Genomic DNA, 18,023 nt, shown 5'->3' with positions numbered 1-18,023 from the left:
GATAAAATGTAATTTATATGAAAATTGACACTATGGACAATAGCCTCTCAGCAATTTGAGTTCAACTTGATAGGTCGGAAGCCCTCCTGGGGTTTCAAGGATGAAAGGCAGGTGGGAAAGGGCTGGGTTACAGGTAAGCGAGGCCAATGCATCAAAGCCTATGCAGCCTTTGCCGAGTTTCTGATGGCGGTCCTTATGACTTGCCAGAGGGTTCATGCTGTCATTGAGATGTATTGCATGGATATTTTCAAGGCCCAGGACCCTATCAAGGAGACTGATGAAGGAGCTGCCATCCCTGAGGTCATAGCCGGCATCCCAGACATGACAGGTATCCACCAGATAACCTATCTGGTTTTCGTGCTGGCTCAGGTGCCGTATCCTTGCCAATTCCTCCAAGGTACGTCCCAGCTCCGTTCCTTTGCCAGCCATCGTTTCAAGAAGAATCATTGAAGAACATCCTTGGTCGAGGATCTGGTCAAGCCCTTCGGCTACGAGACTTGTACCTTTCTCGCTTCCAGTGCCAAGATGACAGCCTGGATGAATGTTGTAGTAGGGGCAGTCTATCGACATGATCCTCTTTAGGTCGGATTGCATTGCTGAGATTGCTTTCTGTCTTTTTTCTGGGAAGGTACTGGCCAGATTCAGGATATAGGGTGCATGAGCCACGAACGGACGGTCCCAAGCAGATTTGAATGCTTCGATATCGGACTTGGCCCATTCTTTTCCTCTGGCACTTCTTGGATTGCTGCTGAAGAACTGAAAGGTTGTTGCTCCCAGGGAATGGGCGGTCTTTGCCATTGCAGCCAGTCCGCCGCTTATACTCAGGTGACAACCTAGCAATCTTTGTTCATGACAGTCCATATATCGTCCTACAGATCATCCGGCCCGTCCGGGTCCTGAAAAAAAGTGAATATGCTCTCTTTATGGCATCCATCGGATAATGGTCTTCGTACATGTTGACAAGGAAATCAGATTCAACGAGTATCCTGTAGTCCAGTCCGTCGACTCCGGTGTAGGTATGATGATGTCCTACCAGATAACATATCCTGTCAATCTGCTGGTCCGTGAGTTTATAAAGTGATTTTTGTTTCTCATTGACGGCTTGCACCAATCGATAAGCAAGTTCAGGGCCAAGCTTTTCCTGTAACTTGCCCGTGTTATGTCCGTAAGTTGTTTCTGCAGCCTTGATGCCGATATCATGTACCAAGGCTGCACATTCACAGACGACTCTTTGTTCTTCAGCAAGCTGTTCCTTCTTTGCAATGAATGCCGCAAAAGCATGGACTTTTATGAAATGCTGTATTCTCTGAGGGTCACCTGAAAAGTAGCTGATCATTTCTTGCTTAAGATTGTCTATGATGTTCATCATCCTGCTGTGTTTCCCCTTCGCATATGTCTGTAGGACCAGTATGGCACAGATAGCTGAACATTGCCATTGCCTTTGGTAATATTTATTCAGTCAGGTGGAGAATGTAACTATTTTTCTTGACAATTGCCCTGGCTTTTCAACTTTTAGGTGTAAATTGAATTAATTTCGTGTAAAAAAAACAATTCTTAGTTCATGTAGAGATTTAGTGCCTTTTCTGTTGAAATGTTTACAATTTGTGATTAATATAACACCTATAGAGAATTTGGAGGAATCCATGGCAGAATCGGTAAGCGGATGCGTCAAGCATATCATAGACAGGTCTCCTTTCATCCATGAAATGTTGGTAAGAGGTGTGCTTTCTTTCAGCAACTATGCTTCTTCCATCCAAGGTGAAGTGGAGAAGCTGTACGGAAGGGAAGTCAAGCACAGTGCAATCGTCATGGCTGTACGCCGCTATGGGGATGAGCTCAAGCTCAGGGAAGAAATGAACAGCCGTCCGAAGGTGGACTATGAGATTGTCATGAAGACCAATATCTATGATCTCAATGTAGTTCGGAATGACAGTTTCCTTTCCAAGCTTGGCCGCATTTATGCGACAGTGGCAACTGAAAAGGGAGACTTTCTCAATATTTCTCTTGGCTCACACGAGATTTCGGTTGCAGTGAGTGACAAATATCGTGACCTTGTAAAAGAAATTGCAGAAGGCGAGGATGTCCTCAATGAAATGAATGACCTTGTTGCCCTTACTCTTGTGTTTTCGGGTCGTTTTCTCCAGACACCAGGCATTGTCTATGAAGCTGTAAGAAAGCTTGCATGGGAAGTAATCAACGTCATAGAAATCGTATCGACAATGAACGAGCTGACGTTTGTCATACTTCGCGAAGACAGCATGAAAGCTTTTGCTGTGCTCCAGTCGTTTTTGGGCGAACACTGAGATGGGAAACCTGCTGGTTACTGCCCCATGGCATGGAGGCAAGACGACCAGATTACGGCAACTTGCAGCTCAAGAGACGGGTCCCTGTTTCGGTTTTCTTTCCATCGGAGGGAAAAACAAAAGTTTCTATACACTTCTTAGCTTGGCTACCGGCAGGCAATATCTCAGTCTTGCAGACTGCCCTCCGGGTCTCAGGCTTGGCCGTTACTATGTACGTGAAGAAGCTTTTGCTTCGGCGCAGGCTGAACTTTTGGACAGCCTGCAGCAGGCGGTGGGCCATGCAACTGTATTTCTCGATGAAATCGGTCGGCTTGAATTTTCTATGGGACTTGGATTTGACGGACTGTTACGTACTTTGTTGCGTAATGAACGCATAGAGCTTGTGCTTGCAGTCAGGGATGAATTTATGCCTGCCGTGATTGCTGCCTATGGATTGTCAGGCTGGTCCGTTGAACAGGTAGTACCCTGGAACGGAACGGAGAAATTGATGCTTTAATTATGTTAAGTATAATTCTGTTTGTGAAATAGGGTAAAGTGGCCCTTGCATATCATGCAGCCATCAGAACCAAGGTGGATGTGGCACGTCGGGAAACTGACAGCATCTTGGCGTAGGGGAGCGTTGCTCCTGGCTATTCTATCTGAGGGGGTATCAGCATGAATGAATTATATTGGTTCATCCTGCTTATTCTCAATTTTGCGGCTATTATGGTCGCCTTTCGTTTCTGGGGCAAGCTTGGCTTGTACCTATGGATTCCTATCTATGTGATTGTGGCAAACCTTCAGGTTGCAAAGACCGTCAACCTTTTCGGTATCGAGGCTACGCTTGGTAACATTGTCTATGCTACCGGCTTCCTTGCAACCGACATACTGTCCGAGTGCTATGGAAGAAAAGCCTCGTCCAAGGCAGTTCCGATGGGTTTCTTTGCCTTGATTGTCATGACAGTTTTCATGCAGATGGCGATTCTGTTCATTCCGGCACCTTCCGACTACATACAGCAGTCCATGAAGGAACTGTTCGGACTGATGCCTAGGATTGCTGCTGCGTCATTGATTGCCTACCTATGCAGCAATTCACATGATATCTGGGCGTTTGAGTTCTGGAAGGCACGTTTTCCAAGTACCCGGATGCTTTGGCTGCGCAACAATGCTTCGACGTTTGTCTCACAGTTGATTGATACGGTGATATTTACCTTAGGGGCTTTCCTTGGGGTCTATCCCTGGGATGTACTCATCCAGATCATGATTTCTACCTATCTGCTCAAATGGATCGTTGCTATCTGTGATACACCGTTCATTTACCTTGCACGCAGATGGTTTGACCAAGGAAAAATCAGCTGTACGCTTTAGCTCCTGAGGGGAAGAAGTTCCCTTAGGTTATGCCGGCATGTCTCGGTACCGCAGTAGATGGTGCCGTGGCAAGGCATCCTGTCTTCCAGCATCGAACGGTCATAGACAAAAGGTGTACCGTCGGCATATTCGATATCCATTCCTACAGCCCGTAGTACAGCATGGGCCGCAGCTATGTCCCATGCATATGCCGGTTGGTTGATGCATCCTTGGATATAGGGATAGATTGCGGGGGCAAGGATGTGTATGATTGACGATCCGAATGTCCTGACCTTGCCATGGAAGTGGCTGAAATCTACAAGTTTCTGACTTTTGCTGCTTAACGTAATCTGTGTAGGCATATCCTTTCCCTGTGGATATCTCAAAGGCTTTGAGTCGAGGATGGGCTTTTGTCCGGGATCAAGCCTTATGCTGAACCGTTCCTGTGCAATGCCGAAACGGGGTGCGATGACCATTGCTCCTACCGGTTGCCTGCAGCTGTCAAGGATACCCAGCGCTATGGCAAAGCAGGGCAGCCCTTGGGAATAGACATCAGTACCGTCAATCGGGTCCAAGATGAACGTATAAGGTGCATCTTCCTTGTAAGCGGACCTTTCTTCTTCGCTTATCCTGTTGCAGGTGGGAAACAGCCGGGAGAGCATTACCATTACTCTTCTGGAGATGGTGGTATCGGCTTTTGTCAGTACCGAACCGTCATCCTTGTATCCCCGTGCGATGTCAGCCTGCATTTCATAGGCAACAGTCGCACAGCTTTCCAGTTCTTCCATCAATATGTCTAATTTTTCGCCATCCAATACCATGTCTCATTGATTTCCTTTTTGCTCTATGCTACGTTGTAGCACGTCATGCAACTTTCAGATATTATCCAAGGATATATTAAAACTACACCTGCTTACAAGAGCTTGAGTGCCGGGATTGGTAATCTTAGGGTCTTTGGTATCGAAGGATATCCTCTGGCCCAGCTGGTCCGGTTGGCTTATCGGAGCCAAAAGGGCAAGATATGGGTGATCTGCCCGACGAAGGAAAGCTGTCTCCAGATGCTCAAGGATCTTGGCATTACGATTGATTCCTATGGGAATATTGCCAGGGACCTCAGCAGCAGTGAAGTGCCTGTCGTCTATTTCCCCGGTACGGACAAGAAGCTCTACTCCCCTTGGCAACCAGGGCCTCTGGAATATATGCAGCTTCAGGTCCTTACCCGAATCCGTGAGATCAAGGAAGCAATTATCGTCACGCATCTGCGGCCATTTGTAAGCTCTGTGGTTGCTTCAGGCACAATAGAGGCTTCCAGTCTCAAAATCAAGGTAGGGGGAACCTTTGACCCTGTCTCAATTGCGGCACGGCTTTCTTCTGCCGGCTATACCAGGGGTCCTTCCACCCAGCTTCCAGGTGATTTTTCGGTACGGGGAGAGGTACTGGATATCTTTCCGTTCAACCAAGACGAGCCGGTACGGATCTATTCGGCTTGGAATGAAGTTGAGAAAATTGCACCTTTCGATCCATTGACCCAGGAAACTTCCGGGAACCTCAGGAACTTTGCCGTCAGCCTTGTTGATGAGACAAGTCCTGTTGAGACCTGTCTGATCGACAGCTATGTCGGATCCCATGACTTCTTTTGTCTTCTGGGAGATCTGATGCTGGATACCAGTTACAAGAGCCTCCAGGCGGAAGCAAAAAGTCTGTACAGGACTGCGTTCCAGGAAGACAGGAACTGTCCCAGACCTGATGAGATATTGCTCGATTTTCCAGACTTTGTCAGCCGGCATCCGCATAGCCTGACGTTGGTCGACATCGACAATGACAAAGAATGCTATCGGTTCAATCTTGAGGGACCTCATTCTTATTTCGGCGATTTTTCAAGGCTGAAAGGTGAGCTGAAGAGTCTCTCTTCCGATGGGTGGCAGATTTTCATTTCCAGCGGAAATGCCCTGCAGACACAGCGGTTGAAGCAGATGCTGTCGTCTTTTCCTCAGATTCGCTATATGGATGTGGAGCTTTCAGGTGGTTTTTCCATTCCCGAGCGCAAGGTCATTGTCCTGTGTGAGCATGAGATTTTCGGCCGGCGAAAACAGGTGATAAAGACCCTTCGGACAACCAAGAGTTCTCCTTTGGATTCATTTGTCGATCTTCATGAAGGTGATTATGTAGTCCATGTCAACTATGGCGTGGGACGTTTCATCAAGATTGATCGTGTCAAATCATTTGACAGGGAACGGGATTACATAAAGATAGCATATGCTGGCGGCGATACCATCTATGTACCGATCGAACAGGCGAACCTGGTCCAGCGGTACATAGGCTCGTCCGGCAGTGCCCCGACGTTGGACCGGATCGGTACGGCGAGCTGGGAAAAGAAGAAAGCAAAAGCAAGGGCAAAAGCCGAAGACCTTGCAAAATATCTGATCGAGCTCTATGCGAGAAGAAAAGCTACGATTGGTTTTCCTTTTGAACCCGACAATGATATGCAGCTCCAGTTTGAGGCAATGTTTCCATATGAGGAGACACCGGACCAGTTGACCTGCATCGATGATGTCAAGGCAGATATGGAAAGTTCTACTGCGATGGACCGGCTTATCTGCGGTGATGTCGGCTTTGGGAAGACTGAAGTCGCCTTCAGGGCTGCTTTCAAGGCAGTGATGAGTGGAAAGCAGGTCGCATTCCTGGCGCCGACAACGATTCTGGCAGAACAGCATTATAACAATTTCATCCAGAGATGCCAGGATTTTCCGATCAACATCGGCTTGCTGTCACGTGTCGTTCCGAAGAAACAGCAGACGGAGGTCAAGAACCGGATTGCGGGAGGACAGATCGATGTATTGTTCGGTACCCATAGGATATTGCAGAAGGATATCCTTTTCCGGGACTTGGGATTGCTTGTAATTGATGAGGAACAGCGCTTCGGGGTCAAGGACAAGGAGAAAATAAAGAAGATGCGTACCAGTATCGATTCCCTTGCACTTTCTGCCACTCCGATTCCCCGGACCCTCTACATGTCACTGCTGAAGATCAGGGATATGTCACTGCTTACGACACCTCCTATGGCCCGACATGCCATTGCGACGAAGATTATTCCCTTCGATATCTCAGTTGCAGCCCAGGCAATCAGGGATGAGATTGCCCGTCATGGACAGGTGTTCTATCTCCATAACAGGATTGACAGCCTGGATGCAACGGTAAGGTTGCTGTCCCAGCTGTTGCCTGATGTCGCCATTGCCAGTGCCCATGGTCAGATGGAACCTGCGGACCTCGAGGATACCATGAGACGTTTCATCCATGAAGGCATACAGGTGTTGGTTTCTACGACGATAATCGAAAACGGCATCGATATTCCGAATGTCAATACGATCATCATTGACAGGGCTGATCTCTACGGGATATCGCAGCTCTATCAGCTGAGGGGGAGGGTAGGTAGAAGTGACCATCAGGCCTATGCATATCTGTTTTATCCCAATGAGCAGTCCCTGAGCGAGGTTGCCGTGAAACGGCTTAGGACAATCAGCGAGAATACCGGTCTGGGCGCCGGGTTCAAGGTCAGCATGAAGGATATGGAAATCCGTGGAGCGGGCAACCTGTTGGGAAGGGAACAGTCGGGACAGCTTGCAAGCGTGGGTCTGGATATGTACATAAGGATCCTGGATGAGGCGGTGAACAAGATCCGCAGTGAAGGAAAGGAAGAACTTGAACAGGAAGTATTCATGGAACTTGACTATACCGGGTTCATCCCTGATTCCTACATCAAGGAACCTTCGATCAAATTCGAAATCTATAAGAAGATTGCCAGTGTCCAGGACCGGCAGCAGTTGAATCTGCTTATCAGTGAACTGTCAGATAGATTTGGACCTCCTCCTGAAGAAGTGTCAAACCTTATCTATATCGCGCAATTGAAGATAGTCTGCCGTAAGCTTGGCATCATCCATCTCAAGGAAAAGAAGGGGACCGTGACGGTAACATATCGGTCCGTCAAGTATATCCATGCTGAGAAACTGCTTGCCTTGCTCAAGTATAGCAATGGAAACGTCAAGTTCGATACTGCCCATCCATGTGATGTCAAACTCAGGACTGGAGCCGTATCATTGAAGGACAAGAGCCTGTTCATCCTTGAGATGTTGGAAAGGCTTGCATAGGAAAGGATATGAAGGAAAGACCGAAAGTAGTTTTTGAAGATATACCTGAACTGCAGTTCGTGGAACCTGAGGCTGACGGAAACCGTAGGATACATTCATATGTACTCCGTACGGGAGCATTGCATACGTTTCAGGTAGAAGCTGTACGGAAATATTACAGCCACTACTGTGTCCCTTATGGAAAACAGCTGCTTGATTTCCAAGAGATCTTCGGCAATGACAGGCCGGTGATCATGGAAATAGGGTTCGGTATGGGACAGAGCACTGCCAGGATTGCAAAGGAACGTGAGCAGTTCAACTATCTGGGAGTTGAAGTCTTCCTCAGCGGTTTTACCAAGTTGCTTGCAACTGTCGGCGATACAGGGATAGAAAACATCAGGCTGATGCGATTCGATGCAGTCCGGATATTGGAAGATATGATCAGTGACGGGAGCCTTGCAGGTTTCCATATATTCTTCCCTGATCCCTGGCCAAAGAAAAAACACCGTAAACGGCGGTTGATCCAACCGGATTTTGCAGCGTTGCTGACAAGGAAGCTGAGAGCTGGAGGCTACATCTACTGTACGACTGATTGGCAGGACTATGCTGACCAGATGCTTTCGGTATTTTCAGCAACAAAGGGACTGCACAACCCCTATGGTGGTTTTGCTCCTACCAGACCATGGCGGCCTACGACAAAATATGAGCGACGGGGCAGGGACCTGGACTATGAAATCAGTGAAGTCTGGTTTGAAAAGGATCAGAGCTGACAGGAAAGCTGATCCTGGTCAGGATAGATGACTTCACTTTCAAACTGTGGGTGCCTCTTATACCATGTAAAGGCGTATGGACAGACAGGCCTGACCGTGTAGCCTTTATCGTGAAACGTAGCGGCTGCAAAGTCCATCAGTTTTCCTGCTATTCCCTGTCCTCTGTATTCAGGATTGACATAAACCTTTTTCAGACTGACCAGATGTTCGTTTTCCATGGAAAAGTCGATGAATCCGTACTGTTTGTCCTGCTGGTGCAGGGTGATGATGTTTTTCTCAATGGTAAAGTCCATGCATGGCTCCTTTTTCTGATATCATAGCAAAGGAATCTGTTTTCGGATAGCATGGATACTGGTTTGTTTTTCTTGGAATATCACTGGACAACAGGAGGTTCGGTAGCATGAGCGGGCAGGTACATATGGAAAAGCCGGTTGGACATATTGTCAGGGAACTTGCTGTACCTGCGAGCACCGGTCTGTTGTTCAATACCCTATACAATGTCGTCGATACTTATTTTGCCGGACGGCAGGTCGGCACGGCAGCCTTGTCAGGAATTACCATTGCATTTCCCATCTATTTCATTGTCACTGCTGTGTCCGGAGGACTTGGCAGCGGTACTACTGCCCTATGTTCGATTGCCTTGGGGAAGGATGACCGGACAAAGTTCCATCACTTTGCGGTCGGTTCCCTTTTGCTTTCTCTTGCAGCAGGTGTTCTGCTGGCTTGCATGGTACCTTTGCTTAGGTTCCTCATGTTGCTTGCGGGAGCAGAGGGACAGAGTTTGGTTGAAGGATTGAAGTACATAGATGTCATTTTCTTCGGTGCTGTCTTTTTTTGTCTCAATGCAGTCATGAACGGTTTTCTCAACAGCCAGGGTGACTCAAGGAGCTACCGTAATTTCCTGATACTCGGATTCTTCCTCAATGTCTTGCTTGATCCTCTGTTTGTCATGGGATGGGGAGGCCTGCCACGGCTGGGGGCTGTCGGCGTAGCACTGTCAACGGTATTGATCCAGGCGAGCGGAAGTATCTACCTGGCTTTCAGATGTATCCATAGCAAGAATTTTGACCGCTTGCTGTTTCTCAAGGCACGGGCAAGTCTACGGGAACTGGGGGAACTTTTGAGGCAGGGGGTTCCTGCAATGCTGAATATCGGAACAACTGCGCTTGGCATATTCGTGATAAATTATTTTATCCTGAAACTTGCTCCAGGTTCCCAGACCATTGCTGCCTATGGGGCTGCAATGCGGGTGGAACAACTTGCCTTGATCCCGACCATGGGACTCAATACAGCTGCATTGGCTATCTGCGGGCAAAGTTTTGGTGCAGGACGGATGGACAGGATTCACAAAGTAGTGCAGCACACCCTTGTCTGGGGTGTCTCGATGATCAGCATAGGCGGCATAATCATCTATCCTCTGGTTTCGTTCTTACTTGGTCTGTTTTCATCTGACAAGGCTGTAATTGCCGCCGGAGTCCAATATCTTCATATTGAGTTGTTTGCCTTTCCGACCTATGTCATCCTAGGGATACTGGTCAGCGCCCTGCAGGGAATCAAGAAACCGGATTTTGCTGTCTATATCGGACTGTATCGGCAGATATGCATGCCATGGTTTCTGTTTACTATCCTTGGACGATATATGGGCATCAGCGGCGTTTATGTCGGAATTGTCGTGGTAAACTGGAGTGCAGTACTTATTGCGTGCCTCTATTACAGGTCTGTCATTTCACATCTTGCTGGTCTGCAGAAAAGCTGAAAGCCCCACAACTACATGCTACTGTCAAGTTTCTTGACGTGCTTATTTCTTGCTGCAATGATACATGTCAGGGTTCCGAGGATTCCTGTGCAGAGGAACATAGCTCCCATTCCTGAACCTGGAGTCGAGCCAAGAAACTTTCTCAGCAGACTGGGAATGGAACCCTGCATGCCGATCAGAGGTTCGAATACAGAATCAGAAAGCCAGCCTCCCAAAAGGATGCCGATAGGAATCGTTGCATATTGGATTGCATTGCGGGCTGCAAATACTTTTCCTTGGAGCTGTTCCGGTACGGTCTGATAGAGCAGATATTGTTGGGTGGCTATGATGAAAGGAATAGGTATGCTGGCTGCAACTGCAGCTGGCAGCCAAAGCCATAGGCTCTTTCCGAAACCCATCAGCAGGTCTCCGAAAAGGAAAGAAAAGCCAGCGGCGACATAAAGCAATTTGACTTTATGCTTTGGAAGCGGAAACAGTGAGACCATCAAACCTCCCACGATTCCTCCGATGCCGATGACTCCTGTTACCCATGCAAGTACAGTGGAAGAGCCTGACCGTCCCAAGATCATTGCGGGAAGGATGTTCTCATAGGTCAGACGGGAAAAGAAATTCATGATGCACATACTGATGATGATTTGGAAGAGTCCTTTGTGTTGTAGGAGGAATAGATACCCGATTTTGCCCTCTTCAATATATGAACCTTGGTCCTTTCTTTCAGTAGGGGCTGGTTCTGGTACGTTGATGACAAACAGGAGGGCCGAAACGGCTACAAAAAAACTACACAGGTCTACTATAAGGATACCGCTCAAGCCCCAGATGCTGTAAAAGACCGTGGCAAATGCGGGGGTGCATGCCGCGGTCAGGGATGAGGAAAAAGATTTTAGGCCGCTGGCTTTTTCATAATTTCTCTGAGGGATGAGGCATCCTGCTACAATTGTCTGGATCGGAGCTGATACTGCATTTGTTGCTCCGACAATGACTGCAGCAGCAAAGACATACCCGGTATTCAGGTTGTGCTGAAGGGAAACGATGCAGATGAGAAGGGAACAGAGGGCTGCAATGGAATCGCAGAGGACCAGCGTCCGTTTCCGGTTGCCGCGGTCAATGAACGGTCCTGTAAGAAAACTGGCAATTATATATGAAATATAGGAATAGAAAGATAAAAGGGAAACGGGGAATGCCCGATGTGTCCTTTCGTATATCCAAAGGATCAGGGCATAACTGGTCATGGAACTGCCGAGGGTCGACACCATCTGTGTTGACCAGAACAGATAGAATCCTGTGCCGTTTTTCTTCACCTTGTGATTTCCCTGTCTGATAAGATGCTTGCTATGGTACTGCATTGACAGGAAAAAGGACAGGCAAGAGAAAAACGGCTTTCAGGGGAGGAATCCTTAGGCTTTTATCGGCAATGTTTCGCTTGGTCCCGGTACTTCATTGACTAGCTTCCATGCACACATTACCTTTTCGATCAACTGCAGTTGCAGGCTATTCGCCTTTGCCAGAGCCGATTTGTATTGCTTTCTGGCTTCACTGAGAGAATGGTTTGGCAGATTTGCCAATGACTGTGCATAGATTTGTCCGGCGGTTCTGGACTTGTTTTCCAATTCCTCATATTTTTCCCACAGGTTCCTGGTACTGCTTACCAGCTGTGCCAATCTCTGTGTTGCTTTTTTATGGGTTGCAATCCAATAACCGTTGCCAAGTTCCTGGAACAGGTCGGCTACAGGCACTATTTTATCTATAAGATATGCTTTCGCTCCTGCAAATACGTAGCCGCTGTCTATCATGCCTTTTCTGGCATTGTTGAGTGCAATTGAAATGCAATAGTTGGCTTCCTGTGCCTTGCAGTTTGCCAGACATTTCCATGCACATCGGAAAGCAGGGTGCCTGCCTTGCTCGCTGTTTTCAATGAATTTATTCCGTATGGCTCTTCCTGGCATACCTACGGGGCTTTTGATAAGGCCGATCTGGTCCTTTGTGCAGTTGACGTAAGCCTTCTTGAAGTGTATGTCAGCATCGCACTCGTCAGTAGCAACGAAACGTGTTGCCATCTGTACACCGGAGGCTCCGAGGCTGAGGATGGTGTGGATATCCTTTCCTGTAAATACACCCCCTCCTGCCACAATAGGAATTTCTCTCCCATATGTGTGTGAAAAGGGAACAAGGGAATCCCGTACCTGCGGTATGATGTTTTCCAGCTGGAATTCTTTTTTCTCTATCTGGTCAGCAGAAAAACCAAGATGGCCTCCTGCCATCGGCCCTTCGATGACTACTGCGTCGGGAATATCCTTATACAGTTTGTCCCACATCCTGAAGATCAGGCCGGCTGCCCTTGCGGAACTGACGATAGGGGCAACGGCGACGTTGTTTTCTCTTAGCTTCCGGATAGGAATTCCCTTGATGGGAAGGCCTGCACCCATGAAGATGACATCGACTTTTTCCTCAATTGCAACATCAAGCATCTGATGAAAATCATTGAGCGCTACCATGATATTGACGCCGATGATGCCTTTTGTCAGCTCCCTGGCTTTTCGTATTTCCTTTCTCAATGCCCGGAGGCCGGCATTCCTTCCCTCCTGGTAGTAGTCCTTTTCCAGAAGGCCGATACCATTGGCAGCAATGACACCGATGCCTCCTGCATTTGCTACTGCTGACGCAAGAGAAGAAAGTGATATACCTACTCCCATACCGCCTTGGACAATCGGGATGCGGGCTGTGTGGTTCCCTATGCGCAGGGGAGGCCATAGCTTCCCAAGGTGCTGCATGCTTTTGATGGAATCTGATATCCTGTCTGTCGGTAACTGTTCGACCAGTTTGCCTGATACTGATTTCAGTGAATCGATGATGTCAGTGAAGTGTGAGATGTCCATAGTTTTTTCCTTCATTGGTAAGTCTTTTGAGAAAGTCTTGGTGCACTTTCTCTTTTATTCTAACAAAATTACAAAAAATGTCAAAGTGTCAATAAAAATTATTCAAGTTGGCAACTTGCGGTATGAGAAAACTTTTCAATGAGATGCGAGGTCATCACATTTGTAAGAATAAATCCAATTATAATCAATACTTATACCTTATCTTGTGAAAATGGCAATAAAATAAGGAAGCTACCTTGGAGATTGAAAAACCTTATGCTGGCAAGGATGTTATATTTGTGTAGTTCTTAGGTATGAAGTTTCCTGTAGGCTCCGGGAGTAAGCCCAAATTTCTTTTTGAAGCAGCGGTGAAAATAGCTTTTATCCGTAAATCCGACGAGTTGTGTAATTCCTTCGATGGACTGTGAGGTCGTTGTCAGCAATGACTTTGCCTGTTCCAATTTCAGCTCCATAAGCTTTTCAGAAAAAGTAGTCCATACCATTTTCTTGAACAAGGTTGAGAAATACGCAGGAGTATATCCGAATTCCTTTGCCATGGAATTAAGTGTCACTGTCCTATAGTTGTCTGCCATATACTTGAGATATCTGCCGGCTTTGAAAGGATATGTAGTCATCATGGATGATTTGCTGATGAGCAGGTGATTCTGGTGTGTCCTATGCAATTGTGTAAGGAAAATGACCAGGCATGCAAGTATCGCCTTTTTTTTCCCGACATATTCCTTACTGGCTTCATAAAGCAGCAATCTGGAACTCCATGCAGGCAATTCATTTTCTGTATTGTCAAAAACCAGGTATTCCTTTTCACCGGACAACGGTCTGAAGAAATCATAAAATATAGGACAGTCAGAGATCTGTAAATAGTAAAGTTCGTCGAAGAAATCCTTGCTGAAATCAAGGATAAAGATACCGATCTCACCAGCTTTCAGCGGGAGTACCTGGGTACTGAACGGGCAACTTTCTTTCACCATGATGTAATTGCCTGCAGAAGCATTGAACTTGTTGCCATCCAGTACTATCCTGGCAGAACAATGGACAAAACATATGGTAAGGAACGTAGATTTATGGGAAATGATATTCTGTGAACTTTCACAGATCAGCCTATAACCACAATCTTCGGGTAGATTGGATTTTTTCAGATTGTCCAATATGGCCTGTTCAATGTTGAATCCCATTCCTGTCTCCTTATCAAGAGTGAACAATTATTAGAAAAGATTTATGTGACAATCATAATAATATAATGGATTAATTATCTGTCAATGCGTCAAGTTCCCGAATATGTACGGCGAATCTCAGCAAATTCTGATAATTTGTCTTTGATTTGTTGGACAATTTTAGATATCAGATGGAATCCAAAGTCTGAAATCAAAGAATAAACCACTTATTTCAATTTGTCATATACCTTGAGAAGCACAGATTTCCCATTACAATCTAAGTTATCAAAACGGTAAAAAAAGAGCGATTGTCTTTTTTCCGTAACAAAGAGGTAAATGATATATGGATACTAGAGTTGCTTTCAGGAAACGGACTATTCCTATCCTTGTCTTGGGTGTCTTCATGATGTACTTTTATTCAGGACTGCAGGCAGATCACCTGAATGTGCTGACACCTTACTATACGAAATTGGGCTGGAGTGCCGTAACGATTACCAACCCGGTTACATGGGCCGGTTTTGTTGTTATTCCTGCTACCTTGCTTGTCGGAACATTGTTGATCAAGTTCGGTGTAAAGAACGTAGTAGTACCTTCGACGATTATCGTCGGTATATCTACGATTGGATTGTCCCTTTCCGGTACCAACTTGGTCATGTATAGCATTTGTCTGTTCTGCATGAGACTTTTTATACTTCCGCTTCAGATGGGTGCCTTCATGCTCTGCACCAATTGGTTCATAAAGACCCGTGGACGGGCATTGGGAACGATGGTAATGGGAAGTCCATTGTGTACTGCAACTTTCATTGCCTTGTTGACTATTGGAGTCGACAGAATCGGTTTGAGGCTTACCTACTCGCTGACCGGAGGTATTATTCTGGTACTTGCCTTGCTTATCGCAATCTTTGTAGTTTCAAGCCCTGAGGATGTCGGTCTGTTCCCCGATGGCGCAACTGTGGCTCCTACCCATGAGAAAGATGAAGAGAAACTGTCCTTCAAAGCTGTTTTCAGCAAGTTGGATGCTTGGATGTTGGTTTTTTCGTTGGGGTGGCTCCAATTCTGTATCTGTTGTATCATGCCGTTTTTTGTCGTTCGCATGAATATGTCAGGATCAACACCGGCCCTTTATCTTTCCTTCCTTTCTGTCGCTGCTATCGGCGGTATGTTTTCTAGTAATTTCTTTGGTTTCCTTGATGATAAGTTCGGTACCGTAAAGGCGAGTCTGGCTCTTTGTATTGCCTATTTTCTTACTATCGTAGGTCTTTTGCTTATGACAAAAAACAATATTCCGATGTTGGTCGTCACTGCCATCGGTATTGCCGGTATCAGCGGTGGGACAGGTACGTTGCATCCTTCCATTACTACATATGTCTATGGCCGTAAGCAATATCAGGCAGCAAATCGTTGGATTATGACTGTGCAGTCGATTATCATGGCTTTCGGTATTTATTTCATGTCTTCCGTAATGGATGCTACAGGGAGCTTGGATCTGGCCTACGAGATTATGATCGGATTGGTCGTAATAGCTGTCATTTGTCTGCTTGTCATCGGTAGGAAACCCGATTTTGACCGTAGCCAACAAAAACCAATGAATTGATTTGGAGAAAGATATGGAAAAGAAATATGTTCATTTATTGGAACCGCTGACCGTTGGACGGACAACGTTCCGCAATCGTATTTTTGCAGCACCTACCGGTGTACATTCCCTCAATATGCCGGTACCGTACCCGACCGAGTCTGTGATTGCCTATTATGCAGACAAAGCAAAAGGTGGGGCAGCCTGTGTATCCTGCGTCGGGGCAAGCCTTTTCCCTTTGAAGGAAACGGACGGTATTCATTCTGACTTTGATATGTATCAGACCAATCACAAATATGGTTTGGCACAACTTGCCCATAGGCTCCATTTCTATGGAGCCAAGGCTTCGATGGAATTAGGAGTGTCAGGCGTCGTAGGTATGCCGTACGGTGTGAGTGACGGAGCCCCTTTGATGACAGGACAGCCTGCAAAGGAAATGCCTGAGGAAGTCATCCAGAAAATTGTCGATGGGTATGGACATGCTGCCAAAGTGCTGGTTGAAACAGGTTTTGACGTGGCTATGCTTCATTTCGGGCATGGTCTGTTGGTGGGATCATTTTTATCACCGCTTACCAACAAGAGGACTGACAGATTCGGTGGTTCCTTTGAAAACCGTGCACGTTTTGCTTGTATGATCATTGACCGGATCCGGGAGGAAGTAGGCCGTAGGCTGTTGATTTCTGTGCGAATCAGTGGTAGCGAGATAGCTCCGGGCGGTATTACTATCGACGAGGCCATCAAGTTTACCAAACTTATTGAGGATAAAATTGACATGATCCATGTCTCAGCCGGTATGATTGGGGAAAAGTATATGACAGTCACCCACCCGTGTGACTTTCTTCCTCCTATGCCAAATGTGTATCTGGCACAGGCCGTGAAAGCTTCTGGAGTCAAGATTCCTGTCATTGCTGTAGGAGGCATACAGGACCTTGATGGTGCAGATCAGATACTTGCTGACGGGAAAGCGGATATCGTTGCAGTAGGCCGTGGATTCATAGCTGATCCTGATCTGGGCGAAAAGGCCTATGAAGGACGAGGTGAAGACGTCAGACCTTGCATCAAGTGTATGCGTTGTCATGACAGTGCTTGTTTTGATGTGCGTTTTGCTTGTACCGTCAATCCAGAGATGGGCCTGCAGCATGTACTTCCTTCTCTTTGCCGTCCTGTGGAAAGAAAGAAAAAAGTACTTGTTGTCGGCGGTGGACCTGCAGGAATGGAGGCTGCCCTTGTGCTTGATCAAAGAGGGCATGAGGTTATCCTCTACGAAAAGGGAAAAGAATTGGGAGGTACTCTCCAGTTTTCTGAGAAAGTATCATTCAAGTATGATCTGGCCAAATTCAAACGGTATATGGTCGACCAAGTAGCAAAATCCGGTATTTCAGTCAAGTTGAACTGCACGGCAACTTCTGGGCTTCTGGCTAAGGAAAAAGCCGATGTATTGGTAGCTGCGGTGGGTGCAGAACCTGTACGTCCAAGGTTACCTGGTATGGATGGCAGCAATGTCCATATGGCTTTGCCTACCTACGGCAATGAAGCATCTCTTTCTGGTAAGATAGTTATTATCGGAGGAGGACAAGTAGGCTGTGAGACAGGTCTTCATCTTGCTATGATGGGCAAGAAAGTTACTATCATAGAGATGCAGGAACGGCTTGCTCCTGATGCTTCTCCGACTCATAGGACTGAGTTGCTCAATAAACTTGACGAGACGCTTGGTCTGGAGTATATCACTTCCTATAAGTGTACTTCCATTACGGACAAGGGTGTCAACTGTCTGGATGGGGAAGGTAATCCCCATTTGGTTGAGGGACAGGATATCATTGTCTCGGTTGGTATGCGGCCTAGGCGTCAGGAAGCTTCAGCTTTTACAGATGTCGCGAAACGCTACGTTCCTATCGGAGACTGTGCGGGGGTAGGGACCGTGGAGACGGCCATGGCTACGGCATATGCTGCTGCCATTCAAATCTGATGTAGAGTATGTAGTGAGCTTGTACTGCCCGATGAAGGAACTGTTGTCTTATCTGCAACAGTTCCTTTTTTTGACATAGCAGATGAGGACGATTCTTGATCTGTAAAGCCTGAAAGAGACTTGTTTGTAAGCTTTATGATGGTAGCGGAATCAACCTGGAGCCTATCGTGTTTTTGATTTG

General features: G+C 46.8%; 15 protein-coding genes. 8 read left to right on the top strand and 7 right to left on the bottom strand.

What is annotated here, in order from left to right; translation table 11 throughout:
* Positions 1-30 precede the first annotated feature (30 nt).
* Together LKE40_03170 and LKE40_03165 are read right to left on the bottom strand one after the other, a co-directional pair.
* Entirely contained in the window at positions 31-861 is an 831-nt protein-coding gene (locus LKE40_03170) for a deoxyribonuclease IV (GenBank protein ID MCH3916470.1), read from the bottom strand.
* Complete coding sequence (locus LKE40_03165) at positions 848-1,366, bottom strand: HD domain-containing protein (protein ID MCH3916469.1); 519 nt, start codon at positions 1,364-1,366, stop codon at positions 848-850. The genes LKE40_03170 and LKE40_03165 overlap by 14 nt, the downstream gene beginning before the upstream one ends.
* Positions 1,367-1,643: 277 nt before the next feature.
* Between LKE40_03165 and LKE40_03160 the strand changes: the two genes are divergently transcribed.
* The 3 genes from LKE40_03160 to LKE40_03150 all read left to right on the top strand — a co-directional run bounded on the left by LKE40_03160 (position 1,644) and on the right by LKE40_03150 (position 3,650).
* A complete protein-coding gene (locus LKE40_03160; GenBank protein MCH3916468.1) occupies positions 1,644-2,303 on the top strand; it encodes a hypothetical protein in 660 nt (219 codons plus the stop codon).
* A gap of 1 nt (position 2,304) precedes the next feature.
* Positions 2,305-2,799 (top strand): hypothetical protein, encoded by a 495-nt coding sequence (locus LKE40_03155; protein ID MCH3916467.1) that lies wholly within the window; start codon positions 2,305-2,307, stop codon positions 2,797-2,799.
* A 158-nt stretch (positions 2,800-2,957) separates the two neighbouring features.
* Complete coding sequence (locus tag LKE40_03150) at positions 2,958-3,650, top strand: queuosine precursor transporter (GenBank protein ID MCH3916466.1); 693 nt, start codon at positions 2,958-2,960, stop codon at positions 3,648-3,650.
* Here LKE40_03150 and LKE40_03145 read toward each other — a convergent pair.
* Entirely contained in the window at positions 3,647-4,450 is an 804-nt protein-coding gene (locus tag LKE40_03145; protein ID MCH3916465.1) for an inositol monophosphatase, read from the bottom strand. The two genes, LKE40_03150 and LKE40_03145, sit on opposite strands and share 4 nt — an antisense overlap.
* Positions 4,451-4,552: 102 nt before the next feature.
* Between LKE40_03145 and mfd the strand changes: the two genes are divergently transcribed.
* Together mfd and trmB are read left to right on the top strand one after the other, a co-directional pair.
* Positions 4,553-7,774 carry a transcription-repair coupling factor gene (gene mfd / locus LKE40_03140; protein ID MCH3916464.1) on the top strand — a complete coding sequence of 1,074 codons (3,222 nt, stop codon included), beginning with the start codon at positions 4,553-4,555 and terminating at the stop codon, positions 7,772-7,774.
* Between the two features lie 8 nt (positions 7,775-7,782).
* Positions 7,783-8,523 carry a tRNA (guanosine(46)-N7)-methyltransferase TrmB gene (gene trmB, locus LKE40_03135; protein MCH3916463.1) on the top strand — a complete coding sequence of 247 codons (741 nt, stop codon included), beginning with the start codon at positions 7,783-7,785 and terminating at the stop codon, positions 8,521-8,523.
* On the opposite strand, the gene LKE40_03130 is transcribed toward trmB, so the two are convergent.
* Positions 8,514-8,816, bottom strand: coding sequence for an N-acetyltransferase (locus LKE40_03130; GenBank protein MCH3916462.1), 303 nt, complete (start codon positions 8,814-8,816; stop codon positions 8,514-8,516). The two genes, trmB and LKE40_03130, sit on opposite strands and share 10 nt — an antisense overlap.
* Before the next feature lie 107 nt (positions 8,817-8,923).
* Here LKE40_03130 and LKE40_03125 point away from each other — a divergent pair, with 107 nt between their 5' ends.
* The gene (locus LKE40_03125) at positions 8,924-10,279 is read left to right on the top strand and encodes an MATE family efflux transporter (GenBank protein ID MCH3916461.1); all 1,356 of its coding nucleotides are present in this window, start codon (positions 8,924-8,926) and stop codon (positions 10,277-10,279) included.
* Between the two features lie 11 nt (positions 10,280-10,290).
* Here the strand turns inward: LKE40_03125 and LKE40_03120 are convergent, their stop codons facing one another.
* From LKE40_03120 to LKE40_03110, 3 genes are all read right to left on the bottom strand, one after another.
* On the bottom strand, positions 10,291-11,622 hold the full coding sequence (locus LKE40_03120) for an MFS transporter (protein ID MCH3916460.1): 1,332 nt from the start codon (positions 11,620-11,622) through the stop codon (positions 10,291-10,293).
* A 51-nt stretch (positions 11,623-11,673) separates the two neighbouring features.
* Complete coding sequence (locus tag LKE40_03115) at positions 11,674-13,152, bottom strand: nitronate monooxygenase (protein ID MCH3916459.1); 1,479 nt, start codon at positions 13,150-13,152, stop codon at positions 11,674-11,676.
* 287 nt (positions 13,153-13,439) lie between these two features.
* Positions 13,440-14,324 carry a helix-turn-helix transcriptional regulator gene (locus LKE40_03110; GenBank protein MCH3916458.1) on the bottom strand — a complete coding sequence of 295 codons (885 nt, stop codon included), beginning with the start codon at positions 14,322-14,324 and terminating at the stop codon, positions 13,440-13,442.
* Between the two features lie 322 nt (positions 14,325-14,646).
* Here LKE40_03110 and LKE40_03105 point away from each other — a divergent pair, with 322 nt between their 5' ends.
* The gene (locus tag LKE40_03105; protein MCH3916457.1) at positions 14,647-15,897 is read left to right on the top strand and encodes an MFS transporter; all 1,251 of its coding nucleotides are present in this window, start codon (positions 14,647-14,649) and stop codon (positions 15,895-15,897) included.
* A gap of 13 nt (positions 15,898-15,910) precedes the next feature.
* Positions 15,911-17,842 carry an FAD-dependent oxidoreductase gene (locus tag LKE40_03100; GenBank protein ID MCH3916456.1) on the top strand — a complete coding sequence of 644 codons (1,932 nt, stop codon included), beginning with the start codon at positions 15,911-15,913 and terminating at the stop codon, positions 17,840-17,842.
* The last annotated feature ends 181 nt before the right edge of the window (positions 17,843-18,023 follow it).

It is taken from the genome of Spirochaetia bacterium (assembly GCA_022482625.1).
Classification (GTDB): domain Bacteria; phylum Spirochaetota; class Spirochaetia; order Sphaerochaetales; family Sphaerochaetaceae; genus Pleomorphochaeta.
The sequence above is the reverse complement of the archived record's forward strand: the minus strand, read 5'-3'. Positions and strand labels throughout refer to the sequence as shown.

Bases quoted from the DNA above. Each gene is read 5' to 3' on its own strand.
- LKE40_03170 (MCH3916470.1), bottom strand. From the start codon at position 861: ATGGACTGTCATGAACAAAGATTGCTAGGTTGTCACCTGAGTATAAGC.
- trmB (MCH3916463.1), top strand. From the start codon at position 7,783: ATGAAGGAAAGACCGAAAGTAGTTTTTGAAGATATACCTGAACTGCAG.
- LKE40_03155 (MCH3916467.1), top strand. From the start codon at position 2,305: ATGGGAAACCTGCTGGTTACTGCCCCATGGCATGGAGGCAAGACGACC.
- LKE40_03100 (MCH3916456.1), top strand. From the start codon at position 15,911: ATGGAAAAGAAATATGTTCATTTATTGGAACCGCTGACCGTTGGACGG.
- LKE40_03150 (MCH3916466.1), top strand. From the start codon at position 2,958: ATGAATGAATTATATTGGTTCATCCTGCTTATTCTCAATTTTGCGGCT.
- LKE40_03120 (MCH3916460.1), bottom strand. From the start codon at position 11,622: ATGCAGTACCATAGCAAGCATCTTATCAGACAGGGAAATCACAAGGTG.
- LKE40_03125 (MCH3916461.1), top strand. From the start codon at position 8,924: ATGAGCGGGCAGGTACATATGGAAAAGCCGGTTGGACATATTGTCAGG.
- LKE40_03165 (MCH3916469.1), bottom strand. From the start codon at position 1,366: ATGAACATCATAGACAATCTTAAGCAAGAAATGATCAGCTACTTTTCA.
- LKE40_03105 (MCH3916457.1), top strand. From the start codon at position 14,647: ATGGATACTAGAGTTGCTTTCAGGAAACGGACTATTCCTATCCTTGTC.
- LKE40_03110 (MCH3916458.1), bottom strand. From the start codon at position 14,324: ATGGGATTCAACATTGAACAGGCCATATTGGACAATCTGAAAAAATCC.
- LKE40_03160 (MCH3916468.1), top strand. From the start codon at position 1,644: ATGGCAGAATCGGTAAGCGGATGCGTCAAGCATATCATAGACAGGTCT.
- LKE40_03130 (MCH3916462.1), bottom strand. From the start codon at position 8,816: ATGGACTTTACCATTGAGAAAAACATCATCACCCTGCACCAGCAGGAC.
- LKE40_03145 (MCH3916465.1), bottom strand. From the start codon at position 4,450: ATGGTATTGGATGGCGAAAAATTAGACATATTGATGGAAGAACTGGAA.
- LKE40_03115 (MCH3916459.1), bottom strand. From the start codon at position 13,152: ATGGACATCTCACACTTCACTGACATCATCGATTCACTGAAATCAGTA.